The sequence below is a fragment of the Clostridium pasteurianum DSM 525 = ATCC 6013 genome (assembly GCF_000807255.1).
Lineage (GTDB): Bacteria > Bacillota > Clostridia > Clostridiales > Clostridiaceae > Clostridium_I > Clostridium_I pasteurianum.
This window is the reverse complement of sequence record NZ_CP009268.1, coordinates 152,125-168,919: the sequence shown is the minus strand read 5'-3', so window position 1 is coordinate 168,919 and position 16,795 is coordinate 152,125. Positions and strand designations below refer to the sequence as shown.

Genomic DNA, 16,795 nt, shown 5'->3' with positions numbered 1-16,795 from the left:
TATAGGATAACTTTAATAACCCATCCCTACTAATTTTATCACCTTGCACTTTAACGTGTGCTTCTCGTCATACCCTATAAAACAAGATTAGTTTTATTCAGATATACTGCTCAGGGGCCATGTTCACAAATATAGATATTACTGATTTTCAGCAACTTCAGCTCTCTTATAAATACTTTTATCTGCTACTCTTCCCATCAATGCATTTTTTTATAAATAGCTTTATATGTTATTATAAACAAATTTCAAATTATTATAACAATATTTGTATTAATAATTAACTAGTAATTCACGTTATTCAGTTAACAATTCTATAACTTTATGTTATTATATATAGATTTTATTGTCAACAATAAGTTTATAATATTCTTTAACTAGTCAATAACTCCCTTATTTCTTCTTCTGACATTTTTGAAATTATAGTTTCCTCAGAATTTTCACTATCCATAACACTCTTTATTATATCCCTTTTCTTCTCTTGAAGATCATATATCTTTTCTTCAATAGTTCCCATAGCTATAAGCTTTATTATCTCTACCGTTTTCTTTTGACCAATCCTATGAGCCCTGTCAGAGGCCTGTTGTTCAACAGCAGGATTCCACCAAGGATCATAGTGTATAACTACATCTGCTCCTGTCAAATTAAGCCCGGTTCCTCCTGCTTTCAAAGATATAAGAAATATATCTCCCTTTCCCTTATTAAACTCATTTACCATATGACCTCTTTCTTCCATCTTCGTTTGTCCATCCAAATACATATACTCTACATTTTTTTCACTTAAAAATGTTCCTATATTTTTTAATACACTGGTAAACTGTGAGAATAGCAATATTCTATGACCTGAATTTATACTATTATCAATTATATTATCTAACGCCGCAAGTTTTCCGCTGTCACCTTTATAATTTTCTATAAATATAGAGGGATCACAGCAAATCTGCCTTAACCTAGTTAATATAGACAGTATCATAAGCTTACTTTTATTAAATCCCTTTTCTTTAATATTACTATCTATTTGTTCTTTAGCATTTTGCAGATATGCAGCATATACCTTCTTTTGCTCCTCTGCCATCTCTACAGTTATCTTATGCTCAATTTTAGGGGGAAGTTCTTTTATAACTTCACTTTTAAGCCTTCTTAATATAAAAGGTCTTATATGCTTATTTAGTTCCCCTAAGGAATTTTTGTCATTTCCTTTTACAATAGGTGCTTCATATTTTTTTATAAATTTAGTATGTGACATAAGATATCCCGGCATAATAAAATCAAATATGGACCAAAGCTCTGTAAGGGAATTTTCAATAGGGGTTCCAGTAAGGGCAAAGTAATTTTCCGCCTTTATCTCTTTTACTGATTTTGCATTAATAGAATTAGGATTTTTTATCTGCTGAGCTTCATCTAAAATACAATACTTAAAATCTATAGAATGGTAATATTCAATATCCCTTCTTATAAGCGGATAAGATGTTATCAAAATATCATGACCTTTATAATTCTCTATAGAATTTTTTCTTTCTTCTCTTGATCCAGATATAACTAAAACTTTTAGATCTGGATAAAATCTTTGAATTTCTGAAAGCCAGTTATAAACTAAAGAAGTTGGACATATTACAATACTTGGTATATTATTTCCTGATTTTTTTTCAGAAGCTAAAAAGCTAATCACCTGTAGAGTTTTTCCAAGTCCCATTTCATCTGCTAATATACCTCCGAAACCGCATCTAGCTAGAGATTTCAACCACTTAAAACCGAATTTTTGATATTTTCTCATGATCCTTTCAAGTTCTTTAGGAACAAAAAAATCTATGTCTTTTACATATTTTATACTGTTTATAAGCTGAGTAAATTTATTATCTCTTTTAATATAGTCCATATTATGTAATTTTATATTTTCGTCTATGTACATTGAATTGTATTTGGGAATTATAATTTTATCCTTTTGTAATTGGGAATCTTTTATATCTAGAAAATCTATCATATTTCCTATATTTTTTATTTCCTCTGACTCTAAAGGTACAAATCCTCCTTTTTTTAATCTATAATATTTTTTTTTCTGTCTTAAAGCTTCAAATATATTTTTAAGCTCACTTTTCTCTACGCCCTCTATTTCAAAGTTAAATTCTAATAGATCATTTTCATTTAACTTTATTCCTCCTGAATAATAAGAAGTACCATATATCTTAAAATTTTTAAAGGAGTTTGAATAGTATATTTCACAAAAATCCTGTAATTCTTTTACACCATCATTTAAAAAATCAACAATTTGTTCCTCTTCATTGTTTATGAATTCATCACCATATTTTTGAAACTTATAACTTTTAAATAGTTTAATTATACTTAATTCTGTTTCTACATCTCTTATAAGTATGGAATTTTTTAATCTGCCACTATCTTTACTCAAAGGATTTATAATTATATTTCCGTAACAAAATTTAATTTTTGCCATTACCATATCATTTGATCTATCTAAGTATACCTTAACATTTAATGGTTCCTTGTAAAATTTTTCTTGAAGGCTTGTATCTATAACCACATTATCCGTTATTTTTTCCAGACCTGGTATTACATAGGAAGCAATTTTTTCGCTGTCTTCTAAGTCAAATTTTATAACATTCTTTTTTTCTTTAAGAAATGTATTATAAAAAGGTATATATAAATTTCTTTTTTTCTCTTCTACTTTGTAGATAAATCCTTCATAGAAAAAATATTCTCCATTTATAGTAACAGGAGAGGGAATACTGCCTTTTTGTATAAGTTCTATTTCATTATTATTATGTAGCAACTCAAATTCTAAAGGTATATCTTTTTGAATAACTTTAACATTTTTATATTCTTCACCCTTTAAAATTACATTTATTTCTCTATTTTCTATTATATCTAAAAATCTTTTTACCTTTATATCTGTAAGATGTGCCCTTTTACCAACTAAAATCCTATTGCTATTATTATAGTAGGAATATTCCATTTGCAAATTTCTTTTATCATCTTCATAGATTTCTTCTATAATATCTATAATTTTTTTATCTTCTTCATCAAAATAATGAATATTTGAATCAAAGGTAAACCCTTTTCCAAACTCTATATTTTCGCCTTTACCAATATAAGCACTTATAAATTCCCTCATATTCCTAACTACGTACAATCTATCTTCTCCAATTTTCAATTGAAGATTTGAACCTTTTTCAGACCATGGAGTTATCTCCAACTTTATCTCTAAGCTCAATTTTTTTTTATTGGTTTCTACACTTATCATTCCATTTTTTATTTGATCAATCAGTAATTTTGTTCTTATGGAATTTATATGTCCAGTTATACTACTCTTATCTCTTATGTATTTGAACATAGCTGCCGCTAAGTGTGGACAGATTCTATCATTTAAATTATAATTATGAAATTCCCTGCACTCACATTTTACACTATTAACCCCAGTCTTATCATTAAATAATATTTCATTTGAAAACTTTTTATCCTCACCCATAACTACAGATTCTATTTTGGTTTCATTAATGTTAAGACTCTTGTTGTAATTTTTAGTAACATTTATACTTTTTACTTTATCATTTTTATAATAATCCTCTGCCTTTTTGTATACAAGATCATCAACCCAATATTTTACAGTTTCCTCTTTGATATCAAACACCCATTTTCACCTCTTCTTATTTCATATTTTATCCAAATGCAAGAAATTATTTCAACTAATTTTTAAAATTCTAAGTAATAGAATTAATCTCTGTTTACTTCCTCCATTTTTTCCTTCATAGCCTTAAGATCCTGCCAAAATAATTTCTTTTTACTTTCATCTCTAAAAAGAGCAGCTGGGTGAAAGGTTGCCATCATATTAAAATTCCTTATTTTTACCCACTTACCTCTATCTCTGCTTATCTTCATAATTCCAGTTTTTAACACTTCACTCCAAAGTTCTCTTTCTCTATCATCTAGAAAATCACTATTATTCTTTATGGCTTCCTGCATAACATACTTCATAGATACAGCACCTAAACATACTATTATTTTAGGATTTACAAGAGCCACTTGATTCCTCAAATAGGGTATACAGGTTATGGCTTCTTCTTCCACGGGTGTTCTATTGTTTTCTGGCCTGCACTTGCATACATTGCAAATATAATAATCACTTTCTCTTTTTATATCCAGTGCACTGAGAGCTTTAGTAAGAAGCTGTCCTGCTCTGCCTACAAAAGGTCTCCCCGTTCTATCCTCATCAGCTCCTGGTGCTTCTCCTACAAACATCAATTTAGCTTTTATGTTACCTTCACCAAATACTATATTAGTTTTATTTTTATATAATTCACATTTAGTGCATACATTAACTTCTTCCTTAAGTTCTTTCCAACGAAGCAAAATAATCACCTCAAGTTACAGTTTTTTTTATTATATCATAAGTTTTACCAAAAAAATTTCATTCTATAAACTATATAATAAATTTTGCAAAAGTTACAGCCATAATGATAGCAGTAATATCTGACAGCACTGCAGCCCAAAGAGTATGTCTTATCTTTTTTATGCCTGCAGCACCATAATATACTGTTATAGTATAAAATATTGTTTCAGTAGATCCCATCATTATAGATGCAACTAGTCCAATATAACTATCTGCTCCATACTTTTTTAATGTTTCTGCAAATATACCCATAGCTCCACTGCCTGATAAAGGCTTTACTAAAGCTAACGGTACAAGTTCTGGAGGCAATCCAATAATTTTTACTATAGGCTTTGCTAAAGCTATGAAATAATTCATAGCATGAGATTCTCTGAAAACAGTCACAGCTATAATCATCGCAAGAAGATAGGGAAATATTTTAATACATATACTTATGCCATCCCTTGCTCCTTCTACAAAACATTCATAAACTTTTATGTTTTTTAACATACCATATACAATTATAAGTAATATAATTATAGGTATTATTGCTTTAATAGCATAACTCAATTATTTCACTCTCCTCAAAAATATCTTTCCAATATCTTGCAATATGCTATCCCCATAAAAGCAGCTATACCAGTAGTTATTATGGCAGGTATTATAATTATCCCTGGGTTTTGAGAACCACAAGCTGCTCTTATAGATATAACTGAGGTAGGAATAAATTGTATACATGCCGCATTCAAGACTAAGAATTTAGCCATATCATTTGTTGCAGTACCTTTAACAGGATTTACTTTTTCCATTTCATTCATGGTTTCAATCCCAAAAGGTGTAGCAGCATTCGAAAGTCCCATCATATTAGATGTTAAATTCATAATCATAGGTGTCATAATTTTATCATTTTTAAAGCTGTCTTTAAAAATGATTCTAAGTATTGGTTTTAATATTTTTGCCAATTTATCTGTCAGTCCACTTTTTTGTGCAATTCTCATTATTCCACACCAAAGACACATTAATCCCAATAATTCTATTGTTAATTCCACAGTGGAAGCAGTGGAATTGACAATAGCTTTTGATACTATTTCTCCTCTTCCCGTTACAAGTCCAAATATAATACCAAAGGCTATAATTATAAACCATATATAATTTATCACAGTAATCCCCCCTCATATATTTATATATACAAGCTGTCATTAAAATTACTTTAAGTTTATAATTTTATATAAAACATAAAAATACCATCAAAATTATTACAACCAAATAATTTTGATGGTACCATAACTAAGTTTTATTTTATCCAAATCCCAGAACCTATTGGAATATTATCATAAATATATTTTGCATTTTCTAGAGCCAGCCTTACACAACCATGAGAAGCAGATTTCCCCAGTGTACCATCTAATAAATTACCATTTTTATCGAATAAAACACTATGAAATAAATAATTGCCTTGAATTTGAGTATAATATTTAAGTATAGCTTGACCTGACTCAAATTGAGGTCCTTTAATTCCTACAAAAAAGTTACCTAAAACTGTTGGGGTTCCTCCAGTTCCTGATGCACACTGAAATGAGTTTATCAATTTCCAATTTCCACTGCTTCCATTAAAAATATATACCATTTGCTGTGATATACTTACAAATACCAAATAATCCGTATAACTTTTTATATTTGCTTGATTAACTATACTTTCAACATTCTCAGCATTGGCATTGGATATTACCTGTGCTACTGGTTGATACATTACATCAACTGTGGGGTCTTTTTTTAGGTCATCTAATGTAGCTCCCTTTACTATTCCATTAGTGGTCAGACCATGTCTATGTTGAAAATCCATTACCGCATAAACTGTCTGTTCTCCAAAATCTCCATCTTCATCTACTTTATATCCAAATTTGTTAAGTCTATCTTGAATGTCCTTTACGTCATCTCCTTTATCCCCAGCCTTCAATACATCTCTAGGCGGTGTTTTAACTTTATTTTCTTCTTTTTTTTGTGTTTTATTATCTTTTGCCTTTTGATTGTCATTTTGAGTGGTTTGATTTTTATTAGATGATAATCTTTGTGCAAAGGCACTACCTATGTCCGCTAAGCTGCTGCAGGCTGAAAAAGTAAAAATTATTATTATTGCTATTATTCCTGTTAGTAAAACTCTTTTCATAACATATTTATCTCCCTTTCATAAAATGACATTATTTTATAATTAATTAAAATATAAATTAAAGCTTTTATTCTTACTTTAATTTAAAGCTTAATAAATTTTACTTTTAATATATTTTCTTTAAAGTATATTAATCAAATTCACTAATATACCACAAATTTAACATTTAAATTTTTACTATTTCAATAATTAGCTTGTACAACATCTTAATAATAATAATTATACTTTAAATTTTCATAATAGTTAACTACTTACATAAATTATAATTTTATTATTTATCTAAAAAAAACGATTTTATAATAGCAAAACATTCTCTTACAGAAAAATTGGGTAACAAAAGTTCATTAGATGGTGCTGATATGCCTTCCGCATTAAGCCCAGCTCTTCTTGCTAAAAATTTTGCTCTGAATATGTGAAAATTACTTGTAACTATACCTATCCTTAAATCATTTCCACTATCTGCAGCTTTTAAAATTTCTGCTGTATATTTCATATTTTGCATAGTATTTTTGGACTTGTCTTCTTTTATTATATTTTCACTATTTACACCATGTTTTATTAGATACTCTTTCATGGCTTCTGCTTCTGATATATCTTCTCCTGGTCCTTGTCCACCAGAAACTATAATCTTTACATCTGGATTTTTCTTTATAAATTCTAAAGCTTTTTCTGTTCTCTGAAGCTGAATTAAAAGCATACTTTTTCCTCTTATACCGCCGCCCAATATCATAATATAGTCTGCATTATTTATAATGCCTGTATTGGCATTATAAATAATGCATGCCTGAAGAATAATAAAGACTATTAAAATAAAACTGATAAGGCCTTTAAAAATTCTTATTAATATTTTATATTTTTGTGGAAATTTAATTCCTAAGGCCCCTATTACTATCAAAATAAATCCAAGCAATAAAAAAAATCCTGAAAAATTCACTATTATCCTAAAAGTAAAGAAGCATATTATAAAATACAATATATTTAATAAGCCCAATATTATCATAAATTTTTCAAATAAGTGTGTTTTAAAGTTCATAAAATACCTCCTGTCAAAATTTAACCTGAATTAAGAACTTGCTTCAATATATAATTAAATTTTAGCCTATTTTTCATGAAGTTTATATACTATTTTAAAATATTATGTATTTTTCATGTATCGTATAGATTTTCAAAATAAATATGGTATGATACATATAAAAATATATTTATATGTATCAATATATAATATAAAATTAGACATTATAATTAAACTTCTAATAAGGTATTTTTATTGTTGTAAACAATTAAAGGGAGGACATTCATGCTTTATTTACTTCCATTTTATGCTCAATTTCATCATATATTTTTTTATTTCTTAATTTACTCTTTTTTAGGTTGGTGTGCTGAAATAATTTATGCTGCTAAAATTAAAGGAGAATTTGTAAATAGAGGGTTTTTAAACGGTCCTTTTTGTCCTGTCTATGGCTTTGGTGCTATATCTCTATTGGCAATATCCAAATCATTTCAAAACAATATAATATTCTTAATTTTACTTTCTCTTTTTCTTCCATCCTTTGTTGAATATATTACAGGCTTTATTCTTGAAAAGCTATTTAATACTAAATGGTGGGATTATTCTGATACTATTTTTAACCTTCAAGGCAGAATATGCATTAAATTCTCCACAATATGGTTTTTAGTTTCACTTATTATTTTAACTTTTATTCAACCATATTTTATAGAACCACTGGTAAGTTTTATACCTTTAAACTATGGAATAATTATTATGTATGCATTAATAGTATATTTTATAGTGGATCTATATATAACAGTACTATCTCTAATAAAATTAAAAGGACTATTTATTGAAATTTACAATATTTCTTTAGAATTAAAAAATAAACTTAATACAATAAAACAAATTGGATATTCTATAAGACCCATGGATATACCTGCTGCCCCTAGAAATATAAAGAGTAAGTTTACAGATGTATTAGAAAATACAAGTAAAAGCTTGTCTAATAAACTTGAGGATATAAATGATATACTAGAAAATACAACCTATAATATCTCCCTTAAATTATCCAACAAACTATCAAAAGAGGAAATAGATATATTTAATTCTATTAGCAAAAAAATAAAGGAATTGAAAAATAATTATAATAATCTATTAAATAAAATTGCCTATAATCACTCAAGATTTTTCAAAGCTTATCCCAATTTAAAATCTAAATATATTACTAAATCACTGCTTGATATACAGAAAAAAATTAAGCTCATCAACCTAAAATCTAAAAAGAAAGACTAAACAATTAATTTAAAATTCATTTTTAAATACTTTTAGGAATTATGACTACATCATACCTCATAAAAGCGTTTTTAACTAAGGGCTTTTGTGAGGTTACATTTTTAACTTCCTGTAAATTTTTTGCCTTAAATATTATTGTTCCCCCATTTTTATTATATACACCCCCACCAATTAAATATTTACTTGCCTTTATATCTGAATTTCTTATTTTAGTATTACTTATAGCTTTTTTCTTGTCTTGTTTAACATCTGAATCATTAATTACATAGTCAATTTTTACAAATAAATTATCCTTATCCATATATAATTCTCCTTTAAGTTCAATATATAATTCTCCATAAGTCTTATTTAGCAGGAGTTTGTACACCCGCTTGTTATTACAAACTTACTTCTCTAATTGTCACTCTTTATATAGAATATTAATTTACGAAGGCCATTATTCCATCGAACTTCTGTTCGTATATACATTGTACAGAACATTAGTTCGTATGTCAATATGTTTTATTATTTTTGAAGAATATATGTTATAATGTATTATAAATATATATTTATAATACATTAATTATTAAACTGGAGGCAGGAAATGATATTAACTGATATAATGAAATATATTGAAAGTGAGTATAAAGTTATAAATAACACTCCCTGTGAAATCTGTGGAGGGGATTATGAAGCAAGTGCACTAGAAATACTAATTATAGATGATGAACCCTATGATATTTGTCAATGTTCTTGTTCTTTATGTGGACATGAAAAAATATTTGAATTTCCAGCACCATTTTTAAATGAAGAATATATAAAATATAAAGCTAAAACAAATTAATATTATTTTATGAAAATTTATTATAGGTGATTATAATGAATAAAGTTAATGATTCACAAACCATAAATCTAGAAGAATTTAAAACACAAAAGAATGCGTCTTCAAATAAATTTATAAAAATAAAACGCCCTATGGCTGTTTTATCTATACTAATAATATTTACAATTATAATTACGTATTATATTTATTCCTATACTACAAGTTTAGTAATTGTAAATGCAGGTATATCTATAAACTTAAAAGTTAATAGATGGAATAAAGTAATAGATGTATCTTCAACGAATTCCTCTGGCGACGCTATAATAAGTCACAATAATATTAAACACAAAAATATAAATGATGCCCTGCTTATTATTTTAGGCAAAGCTGAAGCAAATAATTATGTAAACCCTGTAGATGATACAAATGAATCAAAGAAAAAAATATCTATTTTAATCTCTGGTAATTCTCTGGATATATCTAACTTTTCCAATATTGTTAAAGAAAAAAAATTTGATCTGACTATAAATGAAAATGGAAGAGAAAAAAAGTAATAGATTAATTTTTATTCACCTATTACTTTTTCTAATTTTATTATATATTATTCATAGTTTGAATTATTAAGTCTTTCCTTAAATTGCTCAAAATCCTTTAATGCATTTACAAAAACTCTATTTAAAAAATATATATTTGTATCTCTATTAGCCCAACCACTATTTATTGTAAATGCCATAGTGTAACCCGCATTTTTAGCAGCCTGTTCCGTAAAATTATTATACTTTCCAGAAGGATATGCAATAAAGTCTACCTTCTTGTTTAGAAGCTTTTCAAGAAATTGTTTTGACTGAACAAGGGTTTCCTGCTGCTTTTCTAAAGACAATTTATCCAGGTCCTCATGATTTACTGTGTGACTTTGTATATCTATACCATTAGCATACATTTCTTTTATCTGATCTGAGGTTAAATACGCACCAATTTTATCTGTGCCTCCTGTAATAACAAAAATTGTTGCCTTGAACCCAAACTCTTTAAGTATTGGATATGCATTAGTATAATTGTCTTTATAGGCATCATCAAAAGTTAAAACTACAGATTTTTCTGGAACCGGCTTATTATTCTTTAAAAAATTATATAATTCATCCAAAGTTAAAGTAGTGTATCCATTATCTTTCAAATACTGCATTTGCTCCCTAAAAACTTCTGGGGGCAATATAATACTCTTACTGGCCAAATTTGTTACATTGCTGTTATCTGCAATACTGTGATACATAAGAACAGGTATTTGTTTATCATTATATATCAAATTTTCACCTTTAAATTCTCTTGGTTTAACATATTTTGACTGATTTTCTTTATTAACTTTAACGTCGGTTTTATTATCATTAACAATATTTTTTTGTGAATTCTCAATTGAAGTGAAATTATTCTTCTCAGTAATTATATAGGCAGCAATAATACTTAGCAAAACCAAAACTAAACCTATTATGGATATTGGTACTATTTTATTTTTTTTCACATTTCCTTCCTCCCAAGGATATATTATTGATCCTATTGATAATTGCTATTATTTATTCTCTCTTTGAAATTATCTTCTGTATGTTTTGGTCCTATGTATACACGACTTAATTTATATATACCATCTGTTTTATAACTCCATCTTCCATCTCTGCTGAGTCCCAATAGATAACCAGCCTTATTTACTGCATTCAAAGTATTAGTGTTATAACTTCCAAAAGGATAAGATACATAATTAACCTTTTTATTTAAAATTGATTCTAAGACTTGTTTTGAATTCTGAAGACTTTCTAATTGTTCCGCAGCCGTCAAATTTCCAAGCCTTAAATTCTCATATGTACCACTTTCTATATCTATTCCATTATTCTGCATTTCTTTCAACTGAACTGTAGTTAAATAATCTGCATTTTTATCTATATTACCAGCTATTACAAATACCGTAGCTTTAAATCCATATTGTTTTAAAACAGGATACACATTAGTATAATTATCTTTATATCCGTCATCAAAAGTTAATGCTACAGATTTTTCAGGAATTGGTTTATTTTTTGTTATGAAATTACTGACTTCGTCCATAGTTAAAGTATAATAACCATTATCTTTTAAATACTTCATTTGGGCATCAAAATTATCTTTGGTCACTCTAAGTCCAGATAAGCCTGCGGGTGCTATGTCATTGCTTACACTATGATACATAAGTATTGGAACCCCTTTATCATTACTTTTCATTGGAACTTGTTTGTCAGTTTGATTATCACTCTTTAAATTTTGTTTATCTACTGTGGAATTAGAATTTGATGCTATACTTGCATTTGCTTTAGAAGCACTGTTATCCTTATTGACATTGACAATTACAGCCCAGATAATTACCACTAACAATATAAAAAAACTTGCCCCTATTATCTTTTTTTCCTCACTTTTCATTACTATTTCCTTCCCAATAATTTTATTTCTAATTATTAAATTGTTAATATATTTATCGACTATTATATTTTATCAAAAAAGTACACATTTATCCATATTCCATAAGTAATTATCTCATTACTAAGCACCTCATGGCAATTATATAGATATTTTTATGAATGTTATACACATTATCCACAATTAGCATGTTACTAACTTGTGTAATTTAAGTTTATTTACATAAATTCACTATCATATAATTTTATTCACATAAATTATCCACAGTTTTGTGTATAACATGTTGATAATTTAGTTAATATTTATGACATTTATCCTCAATATATTACCTTCTTTGATATGATCATTTATTATTTAGAATCAAATTAAAAATTTAGTACTATATATATATCCAACTTGAAATATACGTTTAAAATTTTTTAGATTAGGCTATTCAGATTATCATACCAATCAACATTTAATCACAAAATTGGATATATGTATAACTGATTTAATATTATTATTTTAATCATCTAAAGATTCAAAAAATATAAATTATTTTTCTGAATACTATTAACATTTTCTTAATATAATAGTATTATTATATTGTAGAATAATAAATAATACTAATTAAATATATAAAGGGCCGGTGATTTATAATGAAAAATAATATTGTCTATGTAGATTTTAATGAAAGAAAAGTTCTATCAGCCCAAAGTACTCCTCTCTTTATTAAAATAAAAAATTTTATTAAAAAATTATTTTTTCTTAATAAATTTGAAAATAAAAAAAATTCTTATGATTGTAAACGTATACTTAACAAAAGACACTTTTCTTAATAAAAATTTCAGTTAAAATAGTAATTAAATGATTATATTAATATCATTAATTACTATTTTATTATTTAATTTTCAGGAGGTGCTATACGTATGAGAATAGGAATTGGATATGATGTACATAAACTTGTAGAGCATAGAAAACTCATAATTGGAGGCATTGAAATAGATTATATAAAAGGGTTATTAGGACATTCAGATGCAGATGTATTACTTCACGCTATAATGGATAGTATATTGGGAGCCGCATCTCTTGGTGATATAGGAACTCATTTTCCAGATAATAATGAAAAATATAAAGGTATAAGCAGTCTTCATCTATTAAAAGAAGTTGGAATTCTTATAAATACTTCAGGATATAAAATAGGAAATATAGATGCTACAATAATAGCTCAAAAACCTAAAATGAGCCCATATATAATGGAAATGAGAAAAAATATAGCTAATACGCTTGATATCACTTTAAATCAAATAAACATAAAAGCCACTACAGAAGAGGGGCTTGGCTTTACTGGAAATGGTGAAGGTATATCTTCCCAAAGCATATGCCTTTTAGAAGATATATAGTTAAATCTAATATATAATTTAACAAAAAAGTCATATTAATTTTAATTTATATGACTTTTTATAACTTTAATTTTAAAATAAAATAATATTAACTTTTTAATACTATATAAATAACCTTACAGGTAAATTTAAGCTTAGAATAAATGCTTAAAAATCCTAGCATATTTTAATTATTTATACTTATTATAAAATTGTATATCTATAAATACAAGTTAAATATTTATATAATCTGGATTAAAATCTACGCAGAGAATATATTCATCGTTCAAACTATTCTTAAAATTAGCTGATATTGTTATACAAAGATTTCCCGTAGCTAATGAAACATAGGGCTCTGTTACATATCTATCTAAATGCATACTCTTTGGAAAATAATAATACTTCTTTAAAGAATGATTTGTTCCCTTTTTAGCTGGTTGAAATATAAGAGCTTTCTGAGACAGCATATTTTTACATCTAGTTGCCGTATCAGTAACCTGACATCCATTATTATCTAATATATACACACATTCTAGGATAGAATAATCTTCTACAATTTTATCTATTATGATATCAAATTTTTTGCTGTCTTCTTTGCTAAGTCTATCTATGATATTATTTATTATGTTATTATAATCTTCATGAGCTTTTTCCTTAGCATTTATCTCTTCTATCATATAATCCTTATACTCTATAGATAACTGTCTAGTTTTTTCTTTTATATCCGATAGATTTACATTTTCTATATTAATACCTTCACTAAATACTGGTCCTTGAATCATATCCGCTCCCAATTCCATAACCATCATAGCTTCTGCTTCAGTTCCTATATCTTCAGCAATTACAAGGGCTCCAACCTTCTTAGATAGATTTATAAGAGACTTAAATATTTCTTGTTTGTAATAGTTATAAGATATTTCCTTAGTAATAGCACTATTAATTTTTATTATATCTGGCTCTACATAAGAAATCATATCTAAATTAGCAAAACCTGCACCCAAATCTTCAAGGGCAATTAAAAATCCTCTGCTTCTATAAAAATTAATAAACTTTTGCATAGCTTCTACATCATCTATTTTTTCTGCCACTATCTCTAATACTATATTTTTAGGCTCTATCTTATACTCATTTACAACATTTAATAAAATTTTAGAACCTATATATTTATCTATTATAGATATATTTATATCTATAAACAATAACATATCTTTGTTTTCTTTATATAGCTTTACAAAATTCGACAAAGCTTTTTCTCTATATAATCTATCTAATTCTATAGCTTCACCTTCTTTTGATGCATGAGTTAATAAAAAATCTCTGCTGATAAATTGACCATTTGCATCTAAAGAACCTGTACATAATGCTTCAAGCCCTATAACTGATTTTTTTATTACAGATACCACAGGTTGAAATACCAATTGCAGGTTTTTCTGTTCTATTATATTATTTATGTTTAAGCTTATGCCTTCTTTTTTCGTATCCAAAATTCAGCCCGCCTTTCTTATTAATTATTATAAGTATATTATATTTGTACAATTAATACTCTGCAACATTATTTGTGTTTTTTACTTTTAAATTGTCTAAAGATTATACTTCTTATACTTAAAAATTACTAAATAAAATTTATAAATTTAATTTTATACTATTACTTAATAATAAATTTATCTTTCTTCAAGTTTATTCTATCATAAAATTAGACTTTTTAGATAATTATATACTTCCTAATCTTTAATATATGATTTTATCTTTTAAAAAATTTATTATAATAAAGCAATGTATTCTATTTAATACTTTATTATAATATTTTTTATTTGTTAAAATCAACATTTTATATGCCTTAGTATGTTATATTTTTTGATATTATCAAACTATTTATACAATTAAATTTACTTAATAAATTTACATAATATCCAATTTTATATTTTTAATATGTAATTTTTACTAATTATAAATTTGTTATTGACATTATAATTTTAAAGTGTTATTTTTTTACTATACAAGTGAATACAATCTTCAGGGCGGGGTGAAATTCCCCACTGGCGGTATAGCCCGCGAACCATAATGGTTGATTCGGTGAAACTCCGAGGCCAACAGTACAGTCTGGATGAAAGAAGATAATGTTTTTTACATAATTCTATTAAGTCGTTAATTTTTTTATAATAATAGTTTTATGTATCTTGCAGCTTACTAAAGCCCTGAAAATAATTTCAGGGCTTTTATTTTTTTAATTTAACAAAAAGTATATCTAAATTTAGAGGTGGTTTTTTGGATACTAAATATATGAAGCGAGCTTTAGAGCTATCGAAAAAAGGTAAAGGTTATGTAAATCCAAATCCTTTAGTAGGTGCTGTTATTGTAAAAAACAATAAAATTATTGGGGAAGGATATCATCATATTTATGGTGGAGATCATGCTGAAATAGATGCTTTTAAAAATTCTATAGAAGACGTTAATGGGGCTACTATGTATGTTACCCTTGAACCTTGTTCCCACTATGGTAAAACTCCTCCTTGTGCGAAAACTATTGTTGAAAAAGGAATAAAAAAAGTGGTTATAGCTTTAAAAGATCCAAATCCATTAGTTTCCGGTAGAGGAATAAAAATTTTGCAGGATAACAGTATAGAAATAGTTACAGGTATCCTGGAAGATGAATGTAAAAAACTTAATGAAATATTTTTAAAATACATTACATCAAAGCTTCCCTTCTGCATAATGAAAACAGCCATGACTTTAGATGGGAAAATCGCCTCTTGTACAGGAGATTCAAAATGGATTACAAATGAAGCTTCTAGAAATTATGTTCATAATTTGAGAAATACAGTCTCTGGAATAATGGTTGGTATAGGTACCATTTTAGCAGACAATCCCTTTTTGACTACAAGACTTAATAACGGTACCGATGCAGAAAGGATAATAGTTGATAGCACCCTTAGAATCCCTTTAGATTCTAATGTACTAAACCTTAATTCTAAAGCAAATACTATTATTGCTACTACAGAAAAGGCTAATTCAAAAAAACTTAAAACCCTGGAAGATATGGGGGCTTGCGTCATAATAACACCTTTAAAAGAAGGAAAAGTTGATTTAAATTATCTCATAAAGACACTTGGTGAATTTAAAATAGACAGCATACTTCTAGAAGGTGGAAGTTATTTAAATTATACTGCTTTAAAAGAAAATATAATAGATAAAGTTTATAGTTTTATATCTCCTAAATTTATAGGCGGTAATGAAGCAAAAACTCCAATAGGCGGTGAGGGAATTTCATTTATGAAAGATGCTGTTAGATTAAAGAATATCAATATCCACAATTTTGCAGAGGATATACTAATTGAAGGTTATATAGAAAAAAATCATTAATAATAAA

Annotated in this window: 15 protein-coding genes and 1 riboswitch; of the genes, 5 read left to right on the top strand and 10 right to left on the bottom strand. The window is 26.9% G+C overall.

What is annotated here, in order from left to right; genetic code table 11:
* Positions 1-370 precede the first annotated feature (370 nt).
* The 6 genes from CLPA_RS00805 to CLPA_RS00780 form a co-directional block, all read right to left on the bottom strand.
* The gene (locus CLPA_RS00805; RefSeq protein ID WP_003440427.1) at positions 371-3,640 is read right to left on the bottom strand and encodes a DEAD/DEAH box helicase; all 3,270 of its coding nucleotides are present in this window, start codon (positions 3,638-3,640) and stop codon (positions 371-373) included.
* An 83-nt stretch (positions 3,641-3,723) separates the two neighbouring features.
* Positions 3,724-4,359, bottom strand: coding sequence for a uracil-DNA glycosylase (locus CLPA_RS00800; RefSeq protein ID WP_003440425.1), 636 nt, complete (start codon positions 4,357-4,359; stop codon positions 3,724-3,726).
* Positions 4,360-4,429: 70 nt separating this feature from the next.
* Positions 4,430-4,948 (bottom strand): spore maturation protein, encoded by a 519-nt coding sequence (locus CLPA_RS00795; RefSeq protein ID WP_003440423.1) that lies wholly within the window; start codon positions 4,946-4,948, stop codon positions 4,430-4,432.
* A gap of 14 nt (positions 4,949-4,962) precedes the next feature.
* On the bottom strand, positions 4,963-5,538 hold the full coding sequence (locus tag CLPA_RS00790; RefSeq protein WP_003440415.1) for a nucleoside recognition domain-containing protein: 576 nt from the start codon (positions 5,536-5,538) through the stop codon (positions 4,963-4,965).
* A gap of 134 nt (positions 5,539-5,672) precedes the next feature.
* Positions 5,673-6,545, bottom strand: coding sequence for a L,D-transpeptidase family protein (locus CLPA_RS00785; protein ID WP_003440412.1), 873 nt, complete (start codon positions 6,543-6,545; stop codon positions 5,673-5,675).
* Positions 6,546-6,816: 271 nt separating this feature from the next.
* Positions 6,817-7,578, bottom strand: coding sequence for a YdcF family protein (locus tag CLPA_RS00780; protein ID WP_003440409.1), 762 nt, complete (start codon positions 7,576-7,578; stop codon positions 6,817-6,819).
* A gap of 264 nt (positions 7,579-7,842) precedes the next feature.
* On the opposite strand from CLPA_RS00780, the gene CLPA_RS00775 reads away from it, so the two are divergent.
* Positions 7,843-8,829, top strand: coding sequence for a putative ABC transporter permease (locus CLPA_RS00775; protein WP_003440406.1), 987 nt, complete (start codon positions 7,843-7,845; stop codon positions 8,827-8,829).
* Positions 8,830-8,851: 22 nt separating this feature from the next.
* On the opposite strand, the gene CLPA_RS00770 is transcribed toward CLPA_RS00775, so the two are convergent.
* On the bottom strand, positions 8,852-9,130 hold the full coding sequence (locus CLPA_RS00770; protein WP_003440404.1) for a hypothetical protein: 279 nt from the start codon (positions 9,128-9,130) through the stop codon (positions 8,852-8,854).
* A 282-nt stretch (positions 9,131-9,412) separates the two neighbouring features.
* On the opposite strand from CLPA_RS00770, the gene CLPA_RS00765 reads away from it, so the two are divergent.
* Together CLPA_RS00765 and CLPA_RS00760 are read left to right on the top strand one after the other, a co-directional pair.
* Positions 9,413-9,652 carry a hypothetical protein gene (locus tag CLPA_RS00765; protein ID WP_003440402.1) on the top strand — a complete coding sequence of 80 codons (240 nt, stop codon included), beginning with the start codon at positions 9,413-9,415 and terminating at the stop codon, positions 9,650-9,652.
* A gap of 35 nt (positions 9,653-9,687) precedes the next feature.
* Positions 9,688-10,185 (top strand): anti-sigma-I factor RsgI family protein, encoded by a 498-nt coding sequence (locus CLPA_RS00760; RefSeq protein ID WP_003440399.1) that lies wholly within the window; start codon positions 9,688-9,690, stop codon positions 10,183-10,185.
* A gap of 47 nt (positions 10,186-10,232) precedes the next feature.
* Here CLPA_RS00760 and CLPA_RS00755 read toward each other — a convergent pair whose 3' ends face one another.
* Complete coding sequence (locus tag CLPA_RS00755) at positions 10,233-11,147, bottom strand: polysaccharide deacetylase family protein (protein ID WP_003440396.1); 915 nt, start codon at positions 11,145-11,147, stop codon at positions 10,233-10,235.
* A 32-nt stretch (positions 11,148-11,179) separates the two neighbouring features.
* Positions 11,180-12,070: a polysaccharide deacetylase family protein gene (locus tag CLPA_RS00750; RefSeq protein WP_003440393.1), complete on the bottom strand. Its 891-nt coding sequence runs from the start codon at positions 12,068-12,070 to the stop codon at positions 11,180-11,182.
* Between the two features lie 905 nt (positions 12,071-12,975).
* Between CLPA_RS00750 and ispF the strand changes: the two genes are divergently transcribed.
* Positions 12,976-13,449 (top strand): 2-C-methyl-D-erythritol 2,4-cyclodiphosphate synthase, encoded by a 474-nt coding sequence (gene ispF, locus CLPA_RS00740; RefSeq protein ID WP_003440390.1) that lies wholly within the window; start codon positions 12,976-12,978, stop codon positions 13,447-13,449.
* Positions 13,450-13,661: 212 nt separating this feature from the next.
* Here the strand turns inward: ispF and CLPA_RS00735 are convergent, their stop codons facing one another.
* On the bottom strand, positions 13,662-14,912 hold the full coding sequence (locus CLPA_RS00735) for an EAL domain-containing protein (RefSeq protein ID WP_003440387.1): 1,251 nt from the start codon (positions 14,910-14,912) through the stop codon (positions 13,662-13,664).
* A 521-nt stretch (positions 14,913-15,433) separates the two neighbouring features.
* Positions 15,434-15,548: riboswitch (FMN riboswitch) on the top strand.
* A gap of 145 nt (positions 15,549-15,693) precedes the next feature.
* Between CLPA_RS00735 and ribD the strand changes: the two genes are divergently transcribed.
* Positions 15,694-16,788 (top strand): bifunctional diaminohydroxyphosphoribosylaminopyrimidine deaminase/5-amino-6-(5-phosphoribosylamino)uracil reductase RibD, encoded by a 1,095-nt coding sequence (gene ribD, locus CLPA_RS00730; RefSeq protein WP_034830332.1) that lies wholly within the window; start codon positions 15,694-15,696, stop codon positions 16,786-16,788.
* Positions 16,789-16,795: the final 7 nt, after the last annotated feature.